23 protein-coding genes, 1 pseudogene and 1 riboswitch are annotated in these 21,357 nt (G+C 70.1%); of the genes and pseudogenes, 8 read left to right on the plus strand and 16 right to left on the minus strand.

Translation table 11 applies throughout. The annotated features are described in order from the left end of the window. Complete coding sequence (locus tag AB0K18_RS41260; protein WP_364926157.1) at positions 1–2,526, minus strand: L-aspartate oxidase; 2,526 nt, start codon at positions 2,524–2,526, stop codon at positions 1–3. Positions 2,527–2,602: 76 nt separating this feature from the next. Continuing rightward, entirely contained in the window at positions 2,603–3,451 is an 849-nt protein-coding gene (gene panC, locus AB0K18_RS41265) for a pantoate--beta-alanine ligase (RefSeq protein WP_364926158.1), read from the minus strand. Positions 3,452–3,617: 166 nt separating this feature from the next. Here panC and tnpA point away from each other — a divergent pair. From tnpA to AB0K18_RS41280, 3 genes and pseudogenes are all read left to right on the plus strand, one after another. Continuing rightward, positions 3,618–3,955: pseudogene (gene tnpA / locus AB0K18_RS41270) on the plus strand (IS200/IS605 family transposase); the annotation flags it as partial. A 40-nt stretch (positions 3,956–3,995) separates the two neighbouring features. Continuing rightward, complete coding sequence (locus tag AB0K18_RS41275; protein WP_364926160.1) at positions 3,996–4,445, plus strand: transposase; 450 nt, start codon at positions 3,996–3,998, stop codon at positions 4,443–4,445. 47 nt (positions 4,446–4,492) lie between these two features. Then, positions 4,493–4,792, plus strand: a complete 300-nt coding sequence (locus AB0K18_RS41280) for a zinc ribbon domain-containing protein (protein WP_364926247.1) — start codon at positions 4,493–4,495, stop codon at positions 4,790–4,792. On the opposite strand, the gene AB0K18_RS41285 is transcribed toward AB0K18_RS41280, so the two are convergent. Together AB0K18_RS41285 and AB0K18_RS41290 are read right to left on the minus strand one after the other, a co-directional pair. Beyond that, a complete protein-coding gene (locus AB0K18_RS41285) occupies positions 4,734–5,624 on the minus strand; it encodes a DUF2520 domain-containing protein (protein ID WP_355412625.1) in 891 nt (296 codons plus the stop codon). The two genes, AB0K18_RS41280 and AB0K18_RS41285, sit on opposite strands and share 59 nt — an antisense overlap. Before the next feature lie 317 nt (positions 5,625–5,941). Continuing rightward, complete coding sequence (locus AB0K18_RS41290; RefSeq protein WP_364926162.1) at positions 5,942–6,169, minus strand: chaplin family protein; 228 nt, start codon at positions 6,167–6,169, stop codon at positions 5,942–5,944. 190 nt (positions 6,170–6,359) lie between these two features. Here AB0K18_RS41290 and AB0K18_RS41295 point away from each other — a divergent pair, with 190 nt between their 5' ends. After that, complete coding sequence (locus tag AB0K18_RS41295) at positions 6,360–7,322, plus strand: SAM-dependent methyltransferase (protein ID WP_364926164.1); 963 nt, start codon at positions 6,360–6,362, stop codon at positions 7,320–7,322. Between the two features lie 73 nt (positions 7,323–7,395). Here AB0K18_RS41295 and AB0K18_RS41300 read toward each other — a convergent pair whose 3' ends face one another. Further along, positions 7,396–8,562: a cytochrome P450 gene (locus AB0K18_RS41300; protein WP_364926166.1), complete on the minus strand. Its 1,167-nt coding sequence runs from the start codon at positions 8,560–8,562 to the stop codon at positions 7,396–7,398. Positions 8,563–8,591: 29 nt separating this feature from the next. Beyond that, positions 8,592–9,335: a TerC family protein gene (locus AB0K18_RS41305; RefSeq protein ID WP_364926168.1), complete on the minus strand. Its 744-nt coding sequence runs from the start codon at positions 9,333–9,335 to the stop codon at positions 8,592–8,594. A gap of 113 nt (positions 9,336–9,448) precedes the next feature. Further along, positions 9,449–9,564, plus strand: a riboswitch (SAM riboswitch). Between the two features lie 44 nt (positions 9,565–9,608). Here AB0K18_RS41305 and AB0K18_RS41310 point away from each other — a divergent pair. After that, positions 9,609–10,904: an aminotransferase class V-fold PLP-dependent enzyme gene (locus tag AB0K18_RS41310; protein ID WP_364926170.1), complete on the plus strand. Its 1,296-nt coding sequence runs from the start codon at positions 9,609–9,611 to the stop codon at positions 10,902–10,904. A gap of 94 nt (positions 10,905–10,998) precedes the next feature. On the opposite strand, the gene AB0K18_RS41315 is transcribed toward AB0K18_RS41310, so the two are convergent. Next, positions 10,999–11,718 (minus strand): DoxX family protein, encoded by a 720-nt coding sequence (locus tag AB0K18_RS41315; protein ID WP_364926172.1) that lies wholly within the window; start codon positions 11,716–11,718, stop codon positions 10,999–11,001. Positions 11,719–11,840: 122 nt separating this feature from the next. Between AB0K18_RS41315 and AB0K18_RS41320 the strand changes: the two genes are divergently transcribed. From AB0K18_RS41320 to AB0K18_RS41330, 3 genes are read left to right on the plus strand one after another with little or no spacing between them, the layout of a single operon-like run. Next, complete coding sequence (locus tag AB0K18_RS41320) at positions 11,841–12,986, plus strand: NADH-quinone oxidoreductase subunit D (protein ID WP_364926174.1); 1,146 nt, start codon at positions 11,841–11,843, stop codon at positions 12,984–12,986. Next, positions 12,983–14,110, plus strand: coding sequence for an acyltransferase (locus AB0K18_RS41325; protein ID WP_364926176.1), 1,128 nt, complete (start codon positions 12,983–12,985; stop codon positions 14,108–14,110). Before AB0K18_RS41320 ends, AB0K18_RS41325 begins: the two co-directional genes overlap by 4 nt. After that, positions 14,103–14,288 (plus strand): hypothetical protein, encoded by a 186-nt coding sequence (locus AB0K18_RS41330; protein ID WP_345392383.1) that lies wholly within the window; start codon positions 14,103–14,105, stop codon positions 14,286–14,288. The genes AB0K18_RS41325 and AB0K18_RS41330 overlap by 8 nt, the downstream gene beginning before the upstream one ends. Here the strand turns inward: AB0K18_RS41330 and AB0K18_RS41335 are convergent. The 9 genes from AB0K18_RS41335 to tilS form a co-directional block, all read right to left on the minus strand. Continuing rightward, the gene (locus AB0K18_RS41335; protein ID WP_364926178.1) at positions 14,285–14,743 is read right to left on the minus strand and encodes a DUF3180 domain-containing protein; all 459 of its coding nucleotides are present in this window, start codon (positions 14,741–14,743) and stop codon (positions 14,285–14,287) included. The two genes, AB0K18_RS41330 and AB0K18_RS41335, sit on opposite strands and share 4 nt — an antisense overlap. Continuing rightward, positions 14,740–15,243: a 2-amino-4-hydroxy-6-hydroxymethyldihydropteridine diphosphokinase gene (gene folK, locus AB0K18_RS41340; protein ID WP_364926180.1), complete on the minus strand. Its 504-nt coding sequence runs from the start codon at positions 15,241–15,243 to the stop codon at positions 14,740–14,742. The genes AB0K18_RS41335 and folK overlap by 4 nt, the downstream gene beginning before the upstream one ends. After that, positions 15,240–15,605 (minus strand): dihydroneopterin aldolase, encoded by a 366-nt coding sequence (gene folB / locus AB0K18_RS41345; RefSeq protein ID WP_345392389.1) that lies wholly within the window; start codon positions 15,603–15,605, stop codon positions 15,240–15,242. Before folB ends, folK begins: the two co-directional genes overlap by 4 nt. Further along, on the minus strand, positions 15,595–16,041 hold the full coding sequence (locus AB0K18_RS41350; protein WP_355412647.1) for a nuclear transport factor 2 family protein: 447 nt from the start codon (positions 16,039–16,041) through the stop codon (positions 15,595–15,597). Before AB0K18_RS41350 ends, folB begins: the two co-directional genes overlap by 11 nt. Next, complete coding sequence (gene folP / locus AB0K18_RS41355) at positions 16,038–16,844, minus strand: dihydropteroate synthase (RefSeq protein WP_364926248.1); 807 nt, start codon at positions 16,842–16,844, stop codon at positions 16,038–16,040. The genes AB0K18_RS41350 and folP overlap by 4 nt, the downstream gene beginning before the upstream one ends. Positions 16,845–16,964: 120 nt before the next feature. Continuing rightward, on the minus strand, positions 16,965–17,543 hold the full coding sequence (gene folE / locus AB0K18_RS41360; RefSeq protein WP_345392395.1) for a GTP cyclohydrolase I FolE: 579 nt from the start codon (positions 17,541–17,543) through the stop codon (positions 16,965–16,967). Then, a complete protein-coding gene (gene ftsH / locus AB0K18_RS41365; RefSeq protein WP_364926183.1) occupies positions 17,540–19,534 on the minus strand; it encodes an ATP-dependent zinc metalloprotease FtsH in 1,995 nt (664 codons plus the stop codon). Before ftsH ends, folE begins: the two co-directional genes overlap by 4 nt. A gap of 251 nt (positions 19,535–19,785) precedes the next feature. Next, positions 19,786–20,337 (minus strand): hypoxanthine phosphoribosyltransferase, encoded by a 552-nt coding sequence (gene hpt, locus AB0K18_RS41370; RefSeq protein WP_364926185.1) that lies wholly within the window; start codon positions 20,335–20,337, stop codon positions 19,786–19,788. Between the two features lie 10 nt (positions 20,338–20,347). After that, on the minus strand, positions 20,348–21,340 hold the full coding sequence (gene tilS, locus AB0K18_RS41375; protein WP_364926188.1) for a tRNA lysidine(34) synthetase TilS: 993 nt from the start codon (positions 21,338–21,340) through the stop codon (positions 20,348–20,350). Positions 21,341–21,357: the final 17 nt, after the last annotated feature.

A 21,357-nucleotide genomic window follows, 5' to 3' on the forward strand; every position in this document is an offset into this window, starting at 1 on the left:
TTACCCCCGCAGATCCAGTGCGATGTCAAGGGCCGGCGCTGAGTGCGTCAGCGCTCCCACCGCAAGGTAGTCGACGCCAGTGTCCGCCACATCACGGGCCGATTCCAAGGTCAATCCCCCACTCGCCTCAAGAGCAACCCTGTTTTTCGCCCGATTTTTCACGACTTGTACGGCACGCGCGGTGTCCTCGACCGTGAAGTTGTCCAGCAGGATCAGCTCCGCGCCCTCGTCGAGCACCGGGTCCAGCTGGTCCAGCCGGTCGATCTCCACCTCGATCGGCAGGTCTGGGTACCGCTCCCTGACCGCCCTGAACGCCTCGGCCACGCCTCCCGCCGCCACCACGTGGTTGTCCTTGATCAGCGCCGCGTCCGACAGTGACATCCGGTGGTTCACGCCGCCGCCGCAGCGCACCGCGTACTTCTCCAGTGCCCGCAGCCCCGGCAGCGTCTTGCGGCTGTCGCGCACCCGCGCGCCCGTGCCGCTGATCTCCTCCACCCAGCGGCCGGTCAGCGTGGCCACTCCGGACAGGTGCGTGAGCAGGTTGAGCGCGGTGCGCTCGGCCGTCAGCAGCCCGCGCACCGGGCCCTCCAGCGTCATCAGCACGTCGCCCGCCCTGACCCGCTCGCCGTCCTTGGCCGCCCGCTCGGCCCGCGCCGCGCCCAGCCGGACGAACACCGCCTCGGCCACCGCCAGCCCCGCCACCACGCCGTCCTTGCGCGCCACCACGTCGGCGACCGCCCGCTGCTCCGCCGGGATCGTGGCCAGGCTCGTCACGTCGCCCGCCTCCTGGAGGTCCTCCTCCAGCGCGCGGGTGATCAGCGCGTCCACCTCGGCCGGGTCGAGCCCGGCCGCCGTCAGCTCCTGCGCCAGGCGCGCGGGCATCGTGTCCTCATGCGGCGTGTACGTCATGCGCAGCCCCTCCTCGGTCAGCGTCACGTCCAGGTGGCCGAGCCACTCGTTGTCGTCGCGTACGTCGTGGTCCTCACGCCAGTGCGAGCCGCGCGTCTCCAGCCGGGCCGCCGCCGCACCGGTGAGCGCGGTGGCCACCGTGAGCAGGTTCGTGGCCTCCCACGACTCGGTACGCGGCGGCACCGCCACCGGCGTCCACCGGGCGTCGCGCAGCGCCCTGGCGGTCTCCATGAGCGACGCGCGGCTGCGCAGCACGCTCGCGCCGGCGCTCATGTGGGCCTGGATCCTCGACCTGACCCGGGGGTCCACCAGCCCCTCCTGGGCGGTGGCGGGCACCGGGTCGCCGGGCGACGGGCGTACGGCGTGGATGTCCTCCGCGATGCGCTCGGCGAAGACGAGCCCTTCGAGCAGCGAGTTGGAGGCCAGCCGGTTCGCGCCGTGCACGCCGGTGCAGGCGACCTCGCCGCAGGCGTACAGGCCGTCGATGCTGGTACGGCCCCGCAGGTCCGTACGGACGCCGCCGCTGGCGTAGTGGGCCGCGGGCGCGACCGGGATGGGCTCCGTGACCGGGTCGATGCCGTGCTCGCGGCAGGCCGCGTAGATCGTCGGGAAGCGCGTCTCCCACATCTCGCGGCCGAAGTGGCGGCCGTCGAGGTAGACGTGCTCGCGCCCGGTCTCGCGCATCCTGCGGGTGATGGCCTTGGTCACGACGTCGCGCGGCGCGAGGTCGGCCAGCTCGTGGACGCCGGTCATGAACCGCTCGCCCTCGTGGTCGATGAGGAAGGCACCCTCGCCCCTGACCGCCTCGGAGATCAGCGGCTGCTGCCCGGTCGAGCCCGCGCCCAGCCAGAGCACGGTGGGGTGGAACTGGACGAACTCGATGTCGCGCACCACCGCGCCGGCCCGCAGCGCGAGCGCGACGCCGTCGGCGGTGGAGACGACCGGGTTGGTGGTGACCGCGTAGACCTGGCCCATGCCGCCGGTGGCCAGCACCACCGCCCTGGCGTGCACCGCGCCCACCCCGTCGCGCGCGCCCTCGCCCATGACGTGCAGGGTCACGCCCCTGGCCCGGCCCTGGGCGTCCTTGATCAGGTCGAGCACCAGGGCGTGCTCGATGACCTCGATCGAGCCGGCGCGCACCGCCTCGACCAGGGCCCGCTGCACCTCGGCGCCCGTGGCGTCGCCGCCGGCGTGCACGATCCTGCGCCGCCGGTGCCCGCCCTCCCTGCCGAGCTGCAGCTCCCCGTCGCCGGTGCGGTCGAAGCGCGCGCCCCTGTCCATCAACCGCCGCAGCGCTCCCGGGCCGTCGGTGACGAGCGTGCGCACCGCCCGTACGTCGCACAGCCCCACGCCTGCGACCAGCGTGTCCTTCAGGTGTTCCTCGGGGGTGTCATGCGGGTCGAGCACGGCGGCGATGCCGCCCTGCGCCCAGCGGGTCGAGCCGGACGACAGGCCGTCCTTGGTGACGACCAGAACCTTGGCCGCCGGCTCCAGCTCGGCATAGCGCAGGGCCACGGTCAGGCCCGCGACGCCGGAGCCCACGACGACCACGTCCGCGTCCACGGTCCAGCCCGGGTCGGGAGCGGTCAGACGCAGGGGAATCGCCGGTGCACTCATGGGGGTCTCCTCACTGAGGCGATTTCGTCACTATGACGATAACGCCTGGGCGCGGGTGAGCATGCCCCGGGGGTGCTCAGGACGGACGGTCGGCCGGGCCCAGCGTGAGGGTGACGTTGTCGATCAGCCGGGTGCTCCCCACCCTGGCCGCCACCGCGAGCACGGCCAGGCCCTCGAAGTCGTCATCGACCTCGGCGAACGTGGCAGGATCGACCAGCGCCAGGTAGTCGAGGTCGAACGCGGGCCCCGCCGCGTCGAGCACCTTGCGCGCCTCCGCCCTGATCTCGTCGGGCGTGAGCTGTGAGGCGCCGGCCCGCAGCGCCCGCGACAGCGCCAGGGCCACCTGCCGGTCGTCGTCCGACAGGTAGCGGTTGCGGCTGGACAGGGCCAGGCCGTCGGGCTCGCGTACGGTGGGAGCGCCGAGGATCTCGATGGGCAGGTCGAGGTCGGCGACCATGCGGCGGATGAGCGCGAGCTGCTGGGCGTCCTTCTGCCCGAAGACCGCGAGGTCGGGCTGCACCAGGTTGAACAGCTTGAGCACGACCGTCAGCACGCCGTCGAAGTGCCCCGGGCGCGCGGCCCCCTCGACGACGCGGCCCATCTCGCCGGAGGAGACGGCGACCTGGCGGTCGGGCGGATACATGTCCTCGGCGGAGGGATGGAAGACCACCTCGACGCCTTCGGCCCGGCACACGTCCAGATCGGCATCAAAAGTACGGGGATAGCGCGAAAAATCCTCATTAGGGCCGAACTGCAGAGGATTGACGAAAATGCTGACCACGACCTGATCGGCGCGCACCCGGGCCTGCCTGATCAGTGACCGGTGCCCCTCGTGGAGCGCGCCCATGGTGGGCACCAGCGCCACCGTGCCACCACGGCGCGCCTTGACCAGGTCTTCCCGGTTCCTGGCGACGATCAGCTCCATCAGAGTCTCCCGAGGGGACCGTCGCCTTTAGGCGACGGGGGAATGGGGAGCGGGAGGGCCGTCAAGGCTCGGGCGTGCAGTGATCTGTCAGGTTCGCGCATCAGAGATCTCCGTTCATCGCGCATTGGATGGATGACACTGTTTCGATGACCGTGTGACTCGTCAGGTGCGCACTTCCCCAGGCGCGGCGTACGACCTCGGATACCACGTGGTGTGGTGCCCAAAATACCGCCGCCCGGTCCTCGGCGGACGGGTGAGGACCGCCTGGAGGAGCTGGTCCGCGCCAGGGCCGGCGAGCATGGCTGGGAGATCGTGGCGCTTGAGGTGATGCCCGGCCAGGTGCGCCTGTTCGTCAAGCCCTGCCCGAAGAACTCGCCGTCGTACGTGGCCGGCCGGTTCAAGGGGTTCACCTCCCACCACCCGCGCGCCGAGTTTCCGCGCCTGCGTTTCCGGTTGCCCACGCTGTGGTCGCGGTCCTGCTTGGTGGCCATGGCCGGCGCTGTGTCGGCCGAGACGGCGGGAAGGCTCCCGCTGGTTCGTCGTCTTGTCGTGCGACGACGTGCCCGCCGAGATCCTGCCCGCCACGGGTGCGGTCGTCGGCGTGGACATGGGCGTGGCGTCGTTCTTGACCACCTCGGATGGCGAGCAGGTCGGCAACCCGCGACACCTCGCGGCGTCCGCCGGGAAGCCGGCAACCGCTCAGCGGGACCTGGCCCGTAAAAAGCGCGGGTCCACGCGCCGCCGTAAGGCGGTCGCCCGCGTCGCGGCCCTGCACGGCAAGGTCCGGCGTCAACGACTCGACGGCGCGCACAAGGCTGCGAACGCCCTGATCCGCGACTACGACATGATCGTGCACGAGGACCTGCGGATCACGAACATGACCAAGAGTCCGGCCCCGAAGCCGGATGGCGAGGGCGGGTTCCTGCCCAACCGCGCGGCGGCCAAGGCCGGACTGAACAAGAGCATCCTGGACGCGGGCTGGGGGTGTTCCTGACGGTCCTCGCGCACAAGGCTGAAAACGCCGGTCGAGAGCTGATCGCGGTGAACCCCGCCGGCACCTCCCGCACGTGTGCCCGTTGCGGGCACTGCGCGAAGGACAATCGTCTCACCCAGGCATCGTTCGTCTGTACGGCGTGCGGTCATGCCGCGCACGCCGACGTGAACGCGGCCGTCAACATTCACAGGGCAGGGCTTGCCCTTCGCCAGGCTGCGCAAGCGGCTCAGCGAGAAGCCGCTCCCTCCAGAGAGCGGAGGAGTCACAACAGCCCTTCGAACGCGACGGTCAGGTCCATATATTGCCCCCCAGTGCGTCGAGCAGCCGCTCGGCCTCCTCCGGCTTGAGCAGCCCGGCCGCCAGCGCGCGGTCGGCGGTGAGCCTGGCCAGCGCGATGTAGGCGTCGGCCGCCTCGGGCGCGGCCAGGATGAGCGCGTCGACGTGTTTGCGTACGGTGCCGGCGTCTCCCCTGACGACGGGACCGGTCAGGCCCGCGATGCCGAGCCGCAGCACGTTGTCGAGCGCGGCGCCGAGCAGCGGCCCCAGCATCCGGCCCGGATGCTCGACGCCGATGCCGCGCAGCAGGTCGCCCGACTCGGCGATGAGCGTGACCATGTGGTTGGCGGCGCCGGCCAGGGCCGCGTGGTAGAGCGGGCGGTCGGAGTCGGCTATCCAGACCGGCTCGCCGCCCATCTCGATCACCAGCGCCTCAGCGACCGGCCGCAGCACGTCGGGGGCGGTCACGCCGTAGGAGATGCCGGTGAGCTTGTTGAGGTCGTCGTCGCGGCCGGTGAACGTCATCACCGGGTGCAGCGCCAGCGGCAACGCGCCCGCCTCGGCCGCCGGGTCGAGCACCGACAGGCCGTAGGCGCCGCTGGTGTGGACGAGCATCTTGCCCCGCAGGTCGGCGCCCGTGCTGGCCAGGCCGCCCACCAGATCGGGCAGCGCGTCGTCGGGCACGGTGAGCAGGATCAGCTGCGCCGCCGCCACCACCTCGTCGGGCCTGGACGGCGAGACGCCGAGGCGCTCGGCCGCCCATCGCTGGGAGTTGTCGGAAACGCCGCTGGCGGCCACCACCCGGTGGCCCGCCTGCGCGAGCGCCGCGCCGAGTGCGGAGCCCACCTTGCCGGCTCCCAGCACGCCGACGGTCAGCCGTGCCGGGCGGTCCCCTGCGTCCATGACGTCTCACCCCTGACCAACGCGATGGCACTGCCGACCAGGGTAACGGCCTCGCGGAGTGGCGAGTGTGACCGGAGATTTGCCGCGCGTTGAGTTAACGACAAAAGGGACAAGGGCATGCGAATTGATGCACCCCCTGTCGGAAGAGATGAGGAGAGGGGCCATCGCAGAAAGGCAGCGGGCGCCGAGTCCTCTGTGGACCCGACGCCCGCGATCGTGCCGGCCCCTTGGGAGTGCGCCGGCTGGTCATCCGCCGACTGACCAGCCGGGACATGAACCCGGGCCGGCCTGCGCCGGCCCGGGCTCTATGGGCGAGCTCAGTGGTGGCTGGGCGCGTAGGCGTTGGCGCCGCCCTTGCAGCCCGCGACCGCGAGGCCGATGACGGCGATCGCGTTGCCGCAGACGTTGATCGGAGCGACGATCGGGACGTGGAGCTGGTTGCCGGAGACAACGCCGCCGGTGCCGTTGGTGATGTCGGCGTGCGCCGGGGCGGCCAGCGAGAGCATGGCGACGGCTCCGGTGACGACCATGACCTTCTTCAGCACGAGGGCTCCTCTCTTTCGCGGCCTGAACGACCGCGGGGTGCTTACTTCGGCGAGTGAAAGCCGCGCCCCCTGGAAGTTGACGCAGTGCGGTCACTCGATGACAACAGGTAAACGCTAACGCAAGATTGCGACATTGAGTAGTCATTCAATGACAGTGCGTCGCGATGGGAAGTCATGAGATAGTCCAGGCATGTGGCTCACATGGCGCGCGGCGACGGAGCGCGCGCTGTACGGCGAGGAGGGCTTCTACCTCCGCGAACGTCCCTCAGGCCACTTCCGCACCTCTGTCAGCGCGTCCCCGGCGTTCGCCGAGGCGGTGCTGGCGCTGCTCGCGGAAGTGGACGCCGAACTGGGTAAACCCGACACGCTCGACCTGGTCGACATCGGGGCGGGCGAGGGCGTGCTGGTCGCCGAGATCCTCGAACGCGCCGAGCCCGCGCTGCGCGACCGGCTGCGCGTCACGGCGGTCGACCTGTCGCCCAGGCCCGCCGGCCTTCCCGAGGAGATCGCCTGGTCGAGAGAGCTGCCGTGCTGTTTCACCGGGCTGGCCGTCGCCAACGAGTGGCTCGACAACGTGCCGCTCGACGTGGTCGAGCAGACCGCCGACGGGCCCCGGGTGGTGATGGTGGAGGTGCACACCGGCGAGGAGCGCCTGGGCGGGCCGCTGCGGCCGGCCGACCGCGAGTGGCTCGACCGGTGGTGGCCGCTGACGCGGGTGGGGGCGCGGGCCGAGATCGGCAGGCCGCGTGACGAGGCGTGGGCGTCCGTTCTCGTCCGTCTCACCAGGGGCCGGGCGATCGCCATCGATTATGCACATCCTGTGGATAACCGTCCGCCCTGTGGAACGCTGACCGGATACCGGGACGGGTCGGTCGTGACCCCCGTACCCGACGGGAGCTGCGACATCACCGCACACGTCGCACTCGACGCGTGCGCCGAGGCCGGGCGGCGGGCCGGCGCGATATCCACAGCCTTGTCCACACAGCGCGAGGCGCTGCGCGAGCTGGGGCTGACCGGCGCGCGGCCGCCCCTCGACCTGGCCCGCACCGATCCGCGCCGCTACCTTCGCGCGCTCGCGCGGGCCTCGGAGGAGGGCGAGCTGCTGGAGGCGACCGGGCTCGGCGGCTTCGGCTGGCTCAGCCAGACCAAGTGACGACCCTCGCCGCCGCACCCGGCGAAGCCCGGCTGCGGGCGTCCGCCGCTTCAGGCGGGAGTGGCCGTCAGGTTCAGGCGGCGGTGGCCGTCAGGTTCAGCGCGTGGAGGCCGCGGATGACGTAGCCGGGCTTCCATTCGGGCTCCTCGCGCAGCTCCAGCTTCGACGTGCGGTCGAGCAGGGCGCCGAACGACTCCGCCAGCTCGATCCTGGCCAGCGGCGCGCCCAGGCAGAAGTGGATGCCGGCGCCGAAGGAGATGTGCGGGTTGTCGGCGCGGCCCACGTCGAGCCGGTCAGGGTCGGCGAACACCTCGGGGTCCCTGTTGGCCGAGCCGAACAGCAGGGCCACCTCCGAGCCGCGCGGGATGCGTACGCCGTGCACCTCGATGTCCTCCAGCACCCACCGCTCGAACATCTGCAGCGGCGTGTCCCACCGCATCAGCTCCTCGACCGCGGTGGGCAGCAGCGAGCGGTCGGCGCGCAGCCTGGCCAGCTCGGCCGGGTTGCGGAACAGCGACCACCAGCCGTTGCCCGTCACGTTCACGGTGGCCTCGTGACCGGCGTTGAGCAGCAGCACGCAGGTGCCGACCAGCTCGTCCTCGGTCAGCTCGCCGATCTGGGTGAGCGCGCTGACGAGGTCGTCACCGGGGTTCGCGCGCCGGTCGGCGGCCAGCGCCTTGAGGTAGCCGGAGAACTCCGTGGCCGCGCGTACGGCGGTGTGCTGGGCCTCCAGGGTGGGGTTGAGCTCGTACATGCCGCAGATGTCGGCCGACCAGGGGCGCAGCAGGTGGCGGTCGCCGTCGGGGATGCCGAGCATCTCCGCGATGACGGTGACCGGCAGCGGCTCGGCGACCTCGGCGATGAGGTCGCCGCCGCCCTTCTCCACGTACGCATCCACGAGCTCGCCCGCCATCGCCCTGACGCGCGGCCGCAGCGACTCGACCATGCGCGGCGTGAACGCCTTGGAGACCAGCCGGCGCAACCGCGTGTGCACCGGCGGCTCCACGTCGAGCATGCCCGCCCTGATCACGCGCCAGAACGGCTCCTGGAACTCCGGCTCAGGCGACCTGCCGAACTCCTCGTGCCCGGCCACGTGCAGGTACGAGCGGCCCAGGCGGCGATCCCTGAGCAGCGCGTTGACGTCGGCGTGCCGGGAGATCAGCCACTGGCCCGTCGGCTCGAAGTAGCTGACGGGCGCCTCGCGCCGCAGCTCGTCGTAGACGCGGTACGGGTACGCCACAAATTCCGGATTCCAAGGATCAAAGCCCACTATTTCATCTTAGAAGCGGACGCCTCCCTCTTCGCATTCCTGCTCCGCACCCGGATGTTGAGCAGCTCGACCACGACGGAGAACGCCATCGCGAAGTAGATGTAGCCCTTGGGGATGTGCTGGTCGAGGCCCTCGGCGACGAGCATCACGCCGATGAGCACCAGGAACGCCAGCGCCAGCATCTTGATCGTGGGGTGGCTGTCCACGAACCGGCTGATCGGCCCCGAGGCGAACAACATCACGACCACGGCCACGACGACCGCCGCAATCATGACGCCCAGCTCGTCCACCATGCCGACCGCGGTGATCACCGAGTCGAGCGAGAACACGATGTCCAGCACCATGATCTGCAGGATCACCGAGGTGAAGGAGACGGCCGCGGCCTTCTTGCCGTCCTTGTCGTGGGGCGCCTCCATGTTGTGGTGGATCTCGGTGACGCTCTTGCCCAGCAGGAACAGGCCGCCGAGCAGCAGGATCAGGTCACGTCCCGAAATCTCATGACCGAAGACCTCGAACAACGGCGCGGTGAGCTGCACCACCCACGACAGCCCCAGCAGCAGGAGCAGCCGGCTGACGAGTGCCGCGCCCAGGCCGAGCACGCGGGCCCGGTCGCGCTGCTCGGGTGGCAGCTTCCCGGCGAGGATGGAGATGAAGATGATGTTGTCGATCCCCAGCACGATCTCCAGGGCGACCAGGGTTAAGAAGCCGATCCAGATCTGCGGATCGGCCACCCAGTCGAGCATCGAGTACCTCCATGACTTGAGGGCAGGCGGGTTTCCGGTAGCAACGAGCCGAGGGCCGCAGAAGTTCGCGGCTTGCGATTTCCGCCCGGGTGTCGGTTATAGTTCCCCTCGTAGGTCATGAGTGCCAGCGTCAAGCCCCGGCTAGCTGGCCGGCAACCCTCGCGTCCGCGGCGGGGTGCCCCGGGTGAAGACCTGGTCCGTCACGAGGTGTGGCGGGCAAGCGCGGGCTCCTCGGCTGCTTCCAGGGGTCCGATGACCCCGAGGAGGTTCGCCGTGTCCACTCTGACGATCTTCAGCAACGCCCGTGCCGCCGAGGAGACGCCGGCGCCCGCCACACAGGCCCGGCCGATCCCCGCCGTCCTGGGCGCCGACCTCGAAGTGCCGGTCAAGGGCGGCCGCCTGGTCGGCTACGCCAACCTCGACTACGCCGCCAGCGCCCCCTGTCTCGAGCCGGTCAGCGCCGCCGTCACCGCCGCGCTCCCGGCCTACTCCAGCGTCCACCGCGGCGCCGGCTACGCCTCCCAGCTCACCACCGCCCGGTACGAGCAGGCCCGCCACACCGTACGCGCCTTCGTCGGCGCCCGCCCCGACGACGCGGTGATCTTCACCCGCAACACCACCGACGCCACGAACCTGCTGGCCGGCTGCCTGCCCGAGGGCACCACCACGGTCGTCTTCGACACCGAGCACCACGCCTCTCTGCTGCCCTGGCCGAACGCGGTCCGGCTGGCCCCGCCCGCCTTCCCCGGGGAGGCCGTGCGCGCCGCCGACGAGACGCTCGCCGCCATCGAAGGGCCCAAGCTGCTCGTCGTCACCGCCGCCTCCAACGTCACCGGCGAGCTGTGGCCCATCGCCGCCCTGGCCCACATCGCGCACCGGCACGGCGCGCGGATCCTGGTGGACGCGGCGCAGCTCGTACCGCATCGGCGGCTCAACCTGACCGCGCTCGACCTCGACTACGTGGCCTTCTCGGGGCACAAGCTGTACGCGCCGTTCGGCGCGGGGGCGCTGGTCGGGCGGCGGGACTGGCTGGCCGACGGCGAGCCGTACCTCAAGGGCGGCGGCGCGGTGCGCTCGGTCGGCGAGAGCGCCGCGAACGTCCAGTGGCACGACGACCCCGAGCCGCGCCACGAGGCGGGCACCCCCAACGTGCTGGGCGCCATCGCGCTCGCCGCGGCCTGCGACGCGCTGACCGCGACCGGCTGGACCGAGCTGGTGCGCGAGGAGGAGCGGCTGATCGCGCGGCTCCGGTCCGGGCTGGCCGCCATCGACGGGGTACGCGAGCTGTCCCTGTGGGGCCCCGACCATCCCCGGGTCGGCATCGTGTCGTTCACCGTGGCCGGGTACTCGGCACGGGAGGTGGCCGAGGTGCTGTCCGGCGAGTACGGCATCGGGGTGCGCGACGGGAAGTTCTGCGCGCACCCGTTCGTCCGTCATCTGCTGGGCGCCTCCGACGGCGGCTGCGAGGACGGCACCGCGTCCGCCGTCCGGGCCTCGATCGGCATCGGCACGACGCAGGAGCACGTGGACCGGCTGGTGTCGGCCCTGAGCGACCTGGTCGCCTGCTGACCGACGCTCAGCGGCCTTACCGAGCGGCTGTACTGGGCGGCCTTTCCGGGCGTCCTTTCCGGGCGGCCCTTTTGAGCGGCCTGTTCGCCCGGCTTCAGCGGTTCGGTGGCTTGCGGTGCTGGGGCGGCTCGTCGGCGACCAGGGAGTCGATCTCCCGCATGTCCTCGTCGTTGAGCCGGCTCTGCCGCGGCTCCTGCTGGGGCGCGCCCGGCTGCCTGGGGACGTCGGGCGGCTCCTCGGTGGCGGACCGCGAGGGCGTGGTGGGCCCGCCGTAGGAGCCGGTGTCCGTGCCGCCGTAGGAGCCGGTGTCCGTGCCGCCGTAGGAGCCGGTCGTGCCGGTGGTGGTGTCGGTCCTGTTCGGCCGGTACGACACCAGGTCCTCCTCGGCGGCCCGGCGGTCGTGCCTCCGCCGGAACATCGACGACAGGATGCCGTCGATCCCGATGCGCCCGCCGCCCAGCGCCAGGAACAGCAGGCAGAGCGCCGCGAGCGCCGCCGCGAACTCCCAGCCGCCTTCGCCCACGAAAACGCCCCTGCCCCAGTGCGCGAAGATGATCGCGCCCAGCATGTTGGCCAGCAGCAGCAGCGCCACAGGGCGGACCGCCAGCCCGATGATCAGCAGCACCCCGCCGATGAGCTCGACGACCATGGCGTACCCGGCGGCCAGCTCGGGCATCGGGATGCCCATCTCGCCGAATCCGCTCGCGGTCGCGGAGTGCCCGCCCTGCCACTTCTGCCAGCCGTGCGCGACGAAGATCACGCCGGTGATGATGCGCGCGATCAGGGCCGCGATGTCGAAGAGAACTCTCTTCATGGTCCTATCTCCCCCCGTTCCAGCTATTCCTCCCCCTGTCCGGCTATGGGATGTCATCGCATGCCATCTCTTGACCAACCCCCTAGCTGGATCACCAGCGACGACGGTGGCAGCATGGCCGTATGACGGAACGTGTGGTCGGAATCGGCGCGGGCGCGAAAGAGCTGGCCACCGAGGACATGATCCTCAACATCGGGCCCCAACACCCGTCCACCCACGGCGTGCTGCGGCTGCGGCTGACGCTCGACGGCGAGCGCATCGCCACCGCCGAGCCGATCATCGGCTACATGCACCGGGGCGCGGAGAAGCTGTTCGAGGTGCGCGACTACCGTCAGATCATCATGCTCGCCAACCGGCACGACTGGCTGTCGGGGTTCGCGAACGAGCTGGGCGTGGTCATCGCGGCCGAGCGCATGCTGGGCATGGAGCCGCCGGTGCGCGCGGTCTGGGCCCGCACGCTGCTGGCCGAGCTCAACCGGGTGCTCAACCACCTGATGTTCCTCGGCTCCTACCCACTTGAGCTGGGCGCGATGACGCCGCTGTTCTACTCCTTCAACGAGCGCGAGCGCATCCAGGCCGTCATGGAGGAGATCTCCGGCGGGCGCATGCACTACATGTTCAACCGGGTCGGCGGGCTCAAGGAGGACCTGCCGCTGGGCTGGCTCGACCGGGTGTCGGCGGCCGTCGCGGAGACCCGCCGCCGGGTGCCCGACATCGAGAACCTCATCCTGCACAACGAGATCTTCATCGCCCGCACCAAAGGGGTGGGGGTGCTGACGCGGGAGCAGATCCTGCAGTACGGCGTCAGCGGCCCCATCGCCCGTGCCTCCGGGGTGGACATCGACCTGCGGCGCGACGATCCGTACCTGGCCTATGGGGAGTTGCCGGTGAAGGTCGTCACGCGGGGCGCGGGCGACTGCCACGCGCGCTTCGAGGTGCTGCTCGACCAGCTCAAGGTCTCGCTCGACCTGGCCGAGATCTGCGTCGAACGGCTGCGCTCGCTGCCGCCTGGGCCGATCAACCAGCGGCTGCCGAAGGTGCTGAAGGTGCCGGAGGGTCACACGTACGCGTGGACCGAGAACCCGCTCGGCATCAACGGCTACTACCTGGTCTCCAAGGGCGACAAGACGCCGTGGCGGCTCAAGCTGCGCTCTGCGTCCTACAGCAACATCCAGGTGCTGCGGGAGATGCTGCCTGGGCACCTGGTGGCCGACATGGTGGCCATCCTCGGCTCGATGTTCTTCGTCGTGGGTGACATCGACAAGTGAGCGGTCAACAACGGGACAAATACGTCGACTGGCTGCGGGCGCTCAGCCTGATCGTCGTGGTGGTCTGGCACTGGGCGTTCACCATCCTCGAATGGAAGCCGCACGGCCCCGAGCCGACCAGCCCGCTCGGCTTCACCTCAGGGCTGTGGATCCTCACCTGGCTGCTGCAGGTCCTGCCGCTGTTCTTCTACGTCGGCGGGCACGTGCACCTGCTGTCGTGGCGGCGGGCCAAGGGGCGCGGCGTCGGCATCGGGGCGTTCGTGCTGCGGCGCATCCGCGCGCTCGCCTTACCCGCGCTGTTCCTGTCCGGGGTCTGGGTCGTCATCGGGGCGGTGGTGACGTACACGTTCCAGGTGGACTGGATGTGGCGGGTGGTGCTGCTGGTGCTCAGCCCGCTGTGGTTCCTCGGCGTCTACCTCGTGCTCATCGCGCTGCTGCCGGTCGCGCTGTGGCTGCACCGCCGCTACGACGTGCTCGCGTTGATCTGGCTCGGCGGCACGGCGCTCGTCGTGGACGTACTGCGCTTCCGCTACGGCGTCGAGTGGGCCGGCTGGCTCAACATGATCGTCGTCTGGGGCCTCGCCCACCAGGCCGGCTTCTTCTACGACCGGGTCGTGGAGCTGCCCCGCCGCTACGACGCCGCCTTGCTGTGGACCGGGCTGTTCGCCCTGTTCGGGCTGGTGTACTCGGGCATCTATCCGGGCTCGATGGTCGGCGTGCCGGGCGACAAGTGGTCCAACATGGCGCCGCCCACGTTCGTCATCGTCGCGCTGCTGCTGTTCCAGATCGGGCTCGTCGAGGTGCTGCGCCCGGCCATGGAACAGGTGCTGGAGCGGCCGCGCTGGGGACGGCTCAACGACTTCATCAACCGGTACTCGCTGCCGCTGTTCCTCTTCCACACCACCGGCATGGCCATCTCGCTGGGCCTGTCGTGGTGGCTTTTCGGCACGCTCGGCGACCAGATCCCGCCCGACCTGAAATGGTGGCTCGAACGCCCGATCGCCATCATCGGGCCGCTGATCTGCACCACTCCGGTCATCTACCTCTTCGGCCGGCGCCGGGCCCCCGTCCGGCAAACGCAGGACAAGGGTGTCGGCGGGTCCATAAGCTCGACGCATGGCTGAGATCGCCTTCCGGGCCAACGCCGAAGACGAACGGATCATCCGTACCGCGTTGCGGGAAGGTGAACGGCCCAGCGACGTGCTGCGTCGCGCGCTGCGCCTGCTGCAGCGGGAGATCTGGCACGACCGCCTCGCCGCCGCCGAGCAGCGGGCCGTGGAGGGCCTGCCCGACGAGCGCTAGCGGCGCTCCTCGTCCTCCGGCTTCTTCGGCACCCGGCAGCAGTGCTCCAGGTAGAGGGCCGCGCAGACCAGCAGCACGCAGGAGACGAACGAGCCGGTCGCGATGAAGAACTCGCCGCGCGGCGTCTCCCGGTCGAGGAGCTGCGCCGTGTGGAGCGCGAATCCGGCGAAGACGCCGCCGAACACCGCGCCCGCGTACGCCGACGCCTTGCCCAGCGCCGCCAGCCTGGCCACCGCGAGCGGCTCGACCGGCTTGGTGTCCGGCTTCCTGGCGAGCCTGGCCTTGGTGGCCCAGCCGCTGTAGCCCTCGCCGAGCGCCAGCAGGAGCAGGGTGGGGATGGCGGTCCACGGCAGCAGCGGCAGCCTGCCGTAGTCGCTCATCATGATCGCCGCCCAGGTGGCGAGGGCGACGACGACCAGGATGCCGACGAGGGGGCCGGGTGACGTGGGCTTCAATCGGGCCTCTGCAGCTTGAGATCCTCGCGCAGGCGTACGCCCCGCCGGTCGAGCCCTTCGAGCAGCCCCGCCACCGCGCCCTTGCCGGGCAGCACCCCCTCGGGGTCGCAGTCGGCCCACGGCACCAGCACGAACGCCCGCTCGTGCGCCCTGGGATGCGGCAGCGTCAGCTCGGGATCGTCGGAGACGACGTCGCCCACCACGATCAGGTCGATGTCGAGCGTGCGCGGGCCCCAGCGCTCGACGCGCTCGCGGCCGAACGCGTTCTCCACGCTCAGTGCCCGCTCCAGCAGCGTGCGCGGCTCCAGCGTGGTCTCCGCGATGACGATCGCGTTGAGGTAGGGCCGCTGCCCGCCTGGACCGCCCACCGGGTCGGTCTCATAGACCGGGGACGCCTTGACGAACTCCAGGCCAGGCGCGTCGAACAGGGCGTCCAGCGCGTCCTGCAGGGTCGTGAACCTGCGTCCCAGGTTGCTGCCGAGAGAGAGGACCACCTTCATCCGCGGCTCCGCTCGATGGTCACGATCACGTCGTCGAACGGCACCGGGATCGGCGCCGCCGGTTTGTGCACGCTCACCTCGGCCTTGTGCACCAGCTCGTTGGCCAGGCACACGTCGGCGAGCCGCTGCGCGAGCGTCTCGATCAGCTCGACCGGCTCGCCCTCCACCACCGCGGCCAGCGCCTGCGCCAGCTCCCCGTAGTGGACCGTCTTGGTGAGGTCGTCGCCGGCCGCCGCCGGCGCGGTGTCGAGGAACAGCGTCGCGTCCACCACGAACTCCTGCCCGAGCTCACGCTCGGCGGCGAGCACGCCGTGCCGGCCCCGGGCGCGCAGGCCCTTGAGGGTGATGCGGTCAGCGCTCAAGCTCGCCTTCCTCCTCCTCGTCGTCGTCGGCCTGCAGCACCGGCGACCCGTGGTGCATCCACAACCGCCAGCCCTGGGAGGTGCGGATGTAGACGTTGCTGGCCACCACCTTGCCCGCGGCGAAACTGGCCTCACCCTCCTCCCCCGCGGTCAGGATGTTCTCCACACAGGTCAGCACGGCCACGTCACCCAGCACCGTCGTGTTGACGTCGGTCAGTACGAACTGGATGTAGGTGGTGTTGGCCATGATCAGGGCCCACGACCGCAGCACCTCGGAGCGGCCCGACAGCAGGGTCCAGCCCGGGTGTACGCAACTCACCTGGTCATCGGTGGTGTCCTCGGCCCAGATCTCGGTCATCTTGTCCAGGTCACCGCTTTCGATGGCGGTGTAGAACTCCTGGTTGACCGTCTCGATGGCGGCGGTGTCGACGCTCATGTGCCTGCTCCGGCTCTCTTCCATGCGGCGGCCACGCGCACGGCATCGGCATTGGGACCTACTTCGTGCACGCGTACGCACCAGGCTCCGGCGTGCGCGGCCAGTGCGGTCACGGCCAGCGTGGCGTCGTCGCTGCGACTGAACGGCCGGGGCGTGCCGTCGGGTTCGGCCAGCAGGCGCCCCAGGAACCGTTTACGTGAAGCCCCGATGAGCAGCGGGAAGCCGAGCTCCGCGAGTTGCGGGACGCCGGCCAGCACCGCCCAGTTGTGTTCGGCGTTCTTGGCGAAGCCCAGGCCCGGGTCGAGCACGATCTGCCCCTCCGTGACGCCCTCCGCCATCACCAGATCGACCCGCTTGCTCAGCTCTTCGCGCACCTCCGTCACCACGTCGGTGTAGACGGCGCGGGACTCCATGTCGTGGCTGTGCCCGCGCCAGTGCATCACCACGTAGGAGACGCCGGTGTCGGCCACCACGCGCGGCATCTCCGGGTCGGCCAGGCCGCCGCTGACGTCGTTGACGAGCCGTGCGCCCGCCTCGACGGCCGCCCTTGCCACCTCGGCCCGCATCGTGTCGACGCTGACCACCACGCCGTCGGCGGCCAGCGCCCTGATCACTGGCACGACCCTGGCCAGCTCTTCGTCCAGCGGCACCCGGGCCGCGCCAGGGCGGGTGGACTCGCCGCCCACGTCGACGATGTCGGCCCCCTGACTCACCAGGTCGAAGCCGTGCTGGACGGCGGCGTCGGCGCCGAACCACTTGCCGCCGTCAGAGAACGAGTCGGGCGTCACGTTGACCACACCCATGACGAGGCACCGATCCGCACCTCCCGGCACGTTGATGGGCACGCTAGTCATGGGCCAAGCCTAGGCGCTTCCCCACACCTGCTGACATCGTGGGTACCCCGTTCGCCGTGCGCGACCTGATCAGCGCCCCAGGATGAGCGCCATGGCCTCGGACCGGGTCTTGTCGCTCGTACGGAAGTCGCCCCGCACGGCCGACGTGACGGTCTTGGCGCCCGGCTTGCGTACGCCGCGCATCGTCATGCACAGGTGCTCGCACTCCACCACCACGATCACCCCGCGCGGCTCCAGCACCCGCATGAGCGCGTCGGCGATCTGCGAGGTCATCCGCTCCTGCACCTGCGGCCGGCGGGCGAACACGTCGACCAGCCTGGCCAGCTTCGACAGCCCCGTGACCTGGCCCTTCGCGTTGGGGATGTAGCCCACGTGGGCCAGGCCGTGGAACGGGACCAGGTGGTGCTCGCAGGTCGAGTAGACCTCGATGTCACGCACGAGCACCATCTCGTCGTGATCGACGTCGAAGACCTTGTTGAGCACCTCTTCCGGCGTCTGGCCGAGCCCGGAATACTGCTCGGCCATCGCGCGGGCGACCCTGGCGGGCGTCTCGACCAGGCCGTCGCGGTCGGGATCCTCGCCGATGGCGTAGAGGATCTCGCGTACGGCCTTCTCGATCCGCCCGAGGTCGACGTCGTGCTGCGTCACGTACTTTCCCCGGAGGGCAGGGCATCCTGGTGGCCCGAGGTGAGCGAGCCGTTGGCCGACTGCTCCTTCGGGGTCAGGATCGGCGGCCGGTCGGACGGCAGCCGCTTGCCGTAGCCCGCGTAGGACGGGCGGTGCTCCTTCACCACCACAGGGGCGAAGATCTGCAGCACCTGCTCGCGGGAGAGCGTCTCCTTCTCCATGAGCTCCAGCACCAGGTTGTCGAGCACGTCGCGGTATTGGACCAGGATGTCCCACGCCTGGTCGTGCGCCGTCTCGATCATCCGGCGGACCTCCTCGTCGATGGAGGAGGCGATCTTCTCGGAGTAGTCGCGCTCGTGGCCCATCTCGCGGCCCAGGAACACCTCCGCCTGGCCGGTGCCGAACTTACGGGCGCCGAGCTGCTCGCTCATGCCGTATTCGGTCACCATGCGGCGGGCGACGGCCGTGGCCTTCTCGATGTCGTTGGAGGCGCCGGTGGTGGGCTCGTGGAAGACGAGCTCCTCCGCCGCGCGGCCGCCCAGCAGCATCGCGAGCTGGTCCATCATCTCGGACCTGGTGGCCAGGAACTTGTCCTCCATCGGCAGCGTCATCGTGTAACCGAGCGCGCGGCCGCGGGACAGAATCGTGATCTTGTGGACCGGGTCGGAGTTGGGCAGCGCGTGCGCCACCAGTGCGTGACCGCCCTCGTGGTAGGCGATCATCTTCTTTTCCTTGTCGGACATGACCCGCGTCTTGCGCTCGGGCCCCGCCATGACGCGGTCGATCGACTCCTCGAGGACGTCCATCGTGATCAGCTTCTGGTCGGCCCGCGCGGTGAGCAGGGCCGCCTCGTTGATCACGTTGGCCAGGTCGGCGCCGGTGAACCCGGGGGTGCGGCGCGCGATGACGTCGAGGTCGACGTCGGGAGCGAACGGCTTGCCGCGGCCGTGGACCTTGAGGATGCCCTTGCGGCCCTCGAGGTCGGGGCGGTCGACCGTGACCTGCCGGTCGAAGCGGCCGGGACGCAGCAGCGCCGGGTCGAGGATGTCGGGCCGGTTGGTCGCGGCGATGAGGATCACGCCGCCCTTGACGTCGAAGCCGTCCATCTCGACGAGCAGCTGGTTGAGGGTCTGCTCGCGCTCGTCGTGACCGCCGCCCAGGCCGGCGCCGCGGTGGCGGCCGACGGCGTCGATCTCGTCGATGAAGATGATCGCGGGGGCGTTGGCCTTGGCCTGCTCGAACAGGTCGCGCACACGGGAGGCGCCGACACCGACGAACATCTCGACGAAGTCGGAGCCCGAGATCGAGTAGAACGGCACCCCGGCCTCGCCGGCGACCGCGCGGGCCAGCAGCGTCTTACCGGTGCCGGGCGGGCCGTAGAGCAGCACGCCCTTGGGGATCTTGGCGCCGATCGCCTGGAACTTGGCCGGGGCCTGCAGGAACTCCTTGATCTCCTGGAGCTCCTCGATGGCCTCGTCGGCACCCGCGACGTCGGCGAACGTGGTCTTGGGGGTGTCCTTCGTGATGAGCTTCGCCTTCGACTTGCCGAAGTTCATCACCCGCGAGCCGCCGCCCTGCATCTGGTTCATGATGAACAGGAAGATCAGCACGATGATGACGATCGGCAGGAAGCTCACCAGCAGGCTCAGCAGGATGTTCTCCTGCGGCACCTCGGTGGTGAAGCTCTTGGTCTTGCCGGCGTCGACCTGGGCCTGCAGCTCGTCGGTCAGCTTGCTGCCGTAGCCGGTGACCCAGTCGGACTGGATGAGGTTGGTCGGAGTGCCGCCCGGCTCGACCGCGACCGGGTTGACGAGCTTCACCTCGATCCGGTTGTCCTTGTCGACAATCTTGGCGTTGCTGACGTTTCCGGCGCGAATCTGCTGGAGAACCAAGGACGTGTCGGCCGACTTGTAATTTCCACCGCCACTCCAGAGCTGAGTGACGAGGAGGAGCAGCACGACGATGCCCAGGATCCACAGCAGTGGCCCACGTGTAAATCGCTTGAGATCCATCCGATGCGGAACCCCTTGCGGGCCCGTCCCTTCCTGACCATGGCCTGGAACCCCGGGCACGCCCGGGGCCGCGGCATCCGGCACCGCGACTTCTGACTACCCGAAGGGGACACGTGGTCACCCTCCCGGAGTCTGAAGGTACACCGGCAGAGCGCACGGAGGGACCCGCCCGCTACACCGGTCTTGCCCTATCAACGTACGTCACGTTGCGCCATGTTCCCGGCCATTGCCGGAACGGAGGGCCCGAAGCGCTATCGATATACGTGCGGCGCCAGGGTGCCGATGAACGGCAGGTTGCGGTAGCGCTCCGCGTAGTCGAGCCCATAACCGATGACGAACTCGCTGGGAATGTCGAAGCCCACGTATTTGACGTCGATCGGCACCTTCACCGCGTCGGGTTTCCGCAGCGCGGCGCAGATCTCCAGCGACGCGGGATTGCGCGACTTCAGGTTTTCCAGCAGCCAGTGCAGCGTCAGGCCCGAGTCGATGATGTCCTCGACGATCAGCACATGGCGGTTCAAGATGTCGGTGTCGAGGTCTTTCAGCACGCGTACGACGCCGGACGACTTGGTGCCCGCGCCGTACGACGACACCGCCATCCAGTCCATCTGCACCGGCACGTGCAACGCTCTGGCCAGGTCGGCCATCACCATGACCGCGCCCTTCAGCACGCCGACGAGCAGCACTTCCTTGCCCGCGTAATCCTCGTCTATCCGGGCCGCGAGTTCTTTGATCTTCGCCTGGAGCTCGTCCTCGGGAATGAGCACCTTTTCCAGGTCAATGCCCATGTCGGCAGCGTCCACCTGTGGTTCCTTACGGGATGGGACTGATGGCGAATATCAGGGTGCCATACCGCCGGACGGCGGACAGACCCCCGGGCAGATCCACCGCTTTCTGCCCGTGCCAGTGCGTGACCAGCCGGTCCACAGCCAGCACGTGGGTCGCCGACAGGGCTCCGGACGGCGCTCCCGCCACGATCGCCGCCCTCCGCACCATCCGCCGCCTCACGGCGTCGGGCAGCTTCTCCAACTCCGCCACCGGCAGCCGCACCGACCCGCCGATATCGCTTAGAGCGCAATTTTCGTACGCGGAATGGGCCCAATCGTCGAGCGCGTCCGCGTCCTCCCGCGCCATGGCCGCCGTACGCGCGAGCGCCTCCGCCATCCCCGGCCCGAGCTCCGCCTCAAGCACCGGCAGCACGCGCCGGCGGACCCGCACCCGGGTGAAGCGCGGATCCTCGTTGTGCGGATCATCCCAGGGCCGCAGGCCGAGCGCTCCGCAAGCCGCCACCGTGGTCGCCCGAGGGATGCCCAGCAGCGGCCGACGGTAGATCCCCGCGACGGATGCCATCCCCGACAGACTCCGAGTCCCACTCCCCCGGGCCAACCCCAGCAGAACCGTCTCAGCCTGATCGTCCCTGGTGTGCCCCAGCAACACCGCCGCCGCCCGCAGCCTCTCCGCCGCCCCGCTCAGCGCCGCGTACCGCGCCTCCCTGGCCGCCGCCTCAGGCCCTCCTTCGGTACCGACGGTGACGGTGAGCACCTCGGACGGATCGAGGCCCAGCTCTCCCCCGATCCGCGCCACCGAGACGGCCCGCTCCCCCGACCGCTCCTGCAGTTGATGATCGACCGTCACCAGCCCGGCCCTGAGCCCGGCCCGAGGCGCCACGAACGCGGTCGCCGCCGCCAGCGCCAGCGAATCACCCCCACCACTACAGGCGACGAGAACGAGCGCCCCCTGCGGCAGATCGGCCAACGCCTCCCGCACGGCCCTACGTACATCAGCAACAGCCGGATGTGGACCCACGCCCGCATTCTCCCGCC

It is taken from the genome of Nonomuraea sp. NPDC049421, from assembly GCF_040677005.1.
Taxonomy (GTDB): domain Bacteria; phylum Actinomycetota; class Actinomycetes; order Streptosporangiales; family Streptosporangiaceae; genus Nonomuraea; species Nonomuraea salmonea.